Genomic DNA, 3,327 nt, shown 5'->3' with positions numbered 1-3,327 from the left:
AGACTAGCTACCTTTTTTTACGATTTTCAACGTATATTGGTAACAAATACTTAAAGGGGATATTTATTTGGAAAAGGGTCAAGCTAATTTTTTAATCGGACAAATTGAACAAGCTAATCCCATAAGATTTGAGATTAAAAAGCTAGAAACTGAAGCTGGGATGCTGCCAAAGTTCCATCAATGGACCAACGGCAAACAAGTTTTAGCTGCATATGAAGCAATCAATCCAGAAACTGACAGTGGCTATTATCTATTATTCATAGATTGGCATCGTAATGACAACTATTATTTAGTAATTTATACACATAATAAATCCACTACCTGTGCTGAAATAAGGCAAATACAAGAACTTGAGGAGGGACCCCACTTAGTCTGGTCCTATAAACCATTTAAACGTGACGGAAAAAACGACCAAAGAAAAGCCTATTTTAAACAAATGTTTGGATCGACAACCGTTCATATTAAACTGCCATCCTCTCCAGATGAGGTGGAAGATTTCCTCAGAAAACTTTTCAAACTATGCCAAAACCGGGTTAAAGCAGATAAAATTACCGAAGTGTTTGATATTGAGAATTGATAGAGATTGCTGAAATGGGAGTTTATAAAAACTGTCAAAACTGTGGGGTGCCCAAGTTTATTGCGGGGATGAAATATTCATAAGCTTAAGAGATGGAAGAGATGACATAATGCCGTCTCTTTGGTTTTATTTAAAGCGCCACCCCGGGCATATTAACAAAAAAATAGATATATTAACAAAAAGTTCAGCTTTATTAACAAAAAATTGAATTTATTAACAAAAAAATCAAATATATTAACAAATTCTCCTGAATTCAACCTACCAACCGTGTAAATAGGCCTCCTCTTACGCTATTATTCTTTTGACCAAAAAATAAGGAGCCCCTAATCAGGCTCCCAAATTAACCCTACTATAATACCTTACTCAAGAATGCTTTCGTCCGTTCCTCTTGCGGATTCTCAAACAACTCAGTTGGAACCTTCTCTTCGACAACTAAGCCGCCGTCCATGAAGATTACCCGGTCCCCTACTTCTTTCGCAAAGCCCATTTCGTGAGTAACGACCACCATCGTCATTCCCTCTTTAGCAAGATCCTTCATTACCTCTAATACCTCGCCAACCATCTCTGGGTCAAGCGCAGAGGTTGGTTCATCAAACAACATGATCTTGGGTTCCATCGCGAGCGCCCTGGCGATTGCCACCCGCTGCTTCTGTCCGCCTGATAATGAATCGGGATAGGCATCTGCTTTATCCTCTAGGCCGACCTTCCGCAGAAGCTCCATTCCTTTAGCTCTCGCCTTATCAGCTGAGATTTTCCTTACTTTCATAGGAGCGAGCATAATATTTTCAATCACCTTTTTATGAGGAAAAAGGTTAAATTGCTGAAACACCATCCCCACTTCCGTCCGGATTTTGTTGATATCGGTTTTTTTATCAGTAATATCAACGCCCTCAATCAGGATCTGTCCACCCGTAATCGTTTCAAGCATGTTAATACAGCGAAGAAACGTCGATTTTCCAGAACCGGAAGGACCAATCACGACCACTACCTCTTTTGGCTTGACCGTTACATTAATATCCTTGAGGACCTCATTCGTCCCGAACGACTTCTTTAAATTTTTCACCTGTATCATTCTGTTGCGAACCTCCTTTCAAGTTTTCCTAACAGGAAGTTTAGAGTTAACGTTAACACCAGATAAATGGCAGCGGCTGAAAGATACGGTTCCCATGGACGCATATATTCTCCCTGCATGGCGCGTCCCCAGTACATCAATTCAGGAGCTGCAACTAAGGCAGCCAGTGAAGAATCCTTAATTAGAACAATAAACTCATTTCCCAGCGGTGGAATCATCCGTTTAAAGGCTTGAGGCAAGATGACATAACGCATAGCTTGTCCATGTGTCATCCCAAGTGAACGAGCTGCCTCCATCTGTCCCTTATCAATGGATTGTATTCCGGCGCGGAAGATTTCCGCCACATAAGCTGCTGAGTTTAAGGAAAGTGCTAGGATTGAAGCTGCAATTGCATTTGTTGTCCCAAGAAATGCAGGTACAACCGCAAAATGAATTAATAAAATTTGAACCATTAATGGTGTGCCGCGAAAAAAGTTAATATACCATCTAAACGGCATGGAATACAGCTTTCTTTTCATCATTTTTCCTAATCCAATAAATAAACCAAGGATGGTACCAATTACTATACTAGCGATCGAAAAGCCGATCGTTAATAATGTCCCCTTTAAAAGTAAGGGTGCATAATCTACAATGATATCCCACCTAAAATCCATTACAATCCCCTCGCCTATCATGTGAGTGTTCAAATAGTTTTATTAACCAAAAATTGCGTAACTGCCTATATATATAGAAGTTACGCAATTTCAAAAAGTACTATTGTTGGTCCTTTAATGTTTGTGTATCCGGTTCAACCTTAAACCACTTTTTATAGATTTTTGCATATGTTCCGTTGTCAATGACTGTCTTGACTGCCTTGTCTAATTCAGCCTTTAGCTTACTGTCTTTTGGCAGCAACAAGCCGTAAAATTCATTTTCAAAAGCACTATCATCTTCAATGAATTCAAAATTGTCTTTTGGATTATTTTTTACATAAGTTTCAACAACCGTGTTATCAGCAACAACTGCGTCTACGCCGCCATTTTTTAATTCAAGTATGGCTAAGTTGTTATTTTCAAACTTTTTAAGATTTTGATTGTTCTTCCCGAATAATTTTTCGACTGCTTCCTGTCCAGTTGTTCCATTTTGAACAGCAATCTTTTTGCCCTCTAAATCCTTCGCACTCTTAATTGAACTTCCCTTTGGCACTAAGATTTCATTTTTTGATAGGAAATATGGAACTGTAAAGTCATAGCTTTGTTGACGTTCTGGAGTGATGGTAATCGCAGATACAGCGAAATCAGCTGTCTTCTTCTCGATCTCTACAAAGATAGGATCCCAGCCAACATGCTCGATGTTTACATTGTAACCTGCTTCTTTCGCAACAGCATTCACAAAATCCACATCGAATCCAACAACTTTTCCTTTTTCCTGGTATTCGAATGGTGCATAGGCTGCATCCGTTACAACTCTAAGTGTTTTCTTCTCACTGCTCCCTGTTTTACTAGTTCCACAAGCTGATAGGAGCAAAAGTAATCCTACTACCATTAAAGTTGTGATTAATTTAAATTTTTTCATGCTTAAACCTCCTATTTATTTTTTTGATATAATATTTTTTAAATTTTTAAACTATAAATTATTATAACTTGTTTTGTTTTTTTATTCAATATTTTATTTTCTTACTATATTAATACGTTAATAG

The 3,327-nt window shown here is 38.0% G+C and carries 4 protein-coding genes; 1 reads left to right on the top strand and 3 read right to left on the bottom strand.

Annotation, left to right across the window (positions count from 1 at the left end):
- The first annotated feature begins 67 nt into the window (after positions 1–67).
- Positions 68–577, top strand: a complete 510-nt coding sequence (locus tag V7266_RS28625; protein ID WP_335472607.1) for a hypothetical protein — start codon at positions 68–70, stop codon at positions 575–577.
- A 349-nt stretch (positions 578–926) separates the two neighbouring features.
- Here V7266_RS28625 and V7266_RS28620 read toward each other — a convergent pair whose 3' ends face one another.
- From V7266_RS28620 to V7266_RS28610, 3 genes are all read right to left on the bottom strand, one after another.
- Entirely contained in the window at positions 927–1,649 is a 723-nt protein-coding gene (locus V7266_RS28620) for an amino acid ABC transporter ATP-binding protein (protein ID WP_335472606.1), read from the bottom strand.
- Positions 1,646–2,302 carry an amino acid ABC transporter permease gene (locus tag V7266_RS28615; RefSeq protein ID WP_335472605.1) on the bottom strand — a complete coding sequence of 219 codons (657 nt, stop codon included), beginning with the start codon at positions 2,300–2,302 and terminating at the stop codon, positions 1,646–1,648. The genes V7266_RS28620 and V7266_RS28615 overlap by 4 nt, the downstream gene beginning before the upstream one ends.
- A 100-nt stretch (positions 2,303–2,402) precedes the next feature.
- Positions 2,403–3,203, bottom strand: a complete 801-nt coding sequence (locus tag V7266_RS28610; protein ID WP_335472604.1) for a basic amino acid ABC transporter substrate-binding protein — start codon at positions 3,201–3,203, stop codon at positions 2,403–2,405.
- Between the last annotated feature and the right edge of the window lie 124 nt (positions 3,204–3,327).

Source organism: Neobacillus drentensis, assembly GCF_036965645.1.
In the GTDB taxonomy this organism is placed as follows: Bacteria; Bacillota; Bacilli; order Bacillales; family Cytobacillaceae; genus Neobacillus; species Neobacillus drentensis_D.
Note: the sequence above shows the minus strand (reverse complement) of the source record. Positions and strands in the feature narration are given on the sequence as shown.

What these genes read in the sequence shown, in the direction of transcription:
- V7266_RS28610 (WP_335472604.1), bottom strand. Translation starts at nt 3,203, where the DNA reads ATGAAAAAATTTAAATTAATCACAACTTTAATGGTAGTAGGATTACTT.
- V7266_RS28620 (WP_335472606.1), bottom strand. Translation starts at nt 1,649, where the DNA reads ATGATACAGGTGAAAAATTTAAAGAAGTCGTTCGGGACGAATGAGGTC.
- V7266_RS28615 (WP_335472605.1), bottom strand. Translation starts at nt 2,302, where the DNA reads ATGGATTTTAGGTGGGATATCATTGTAGATTATGCACCCTTACTTTTA.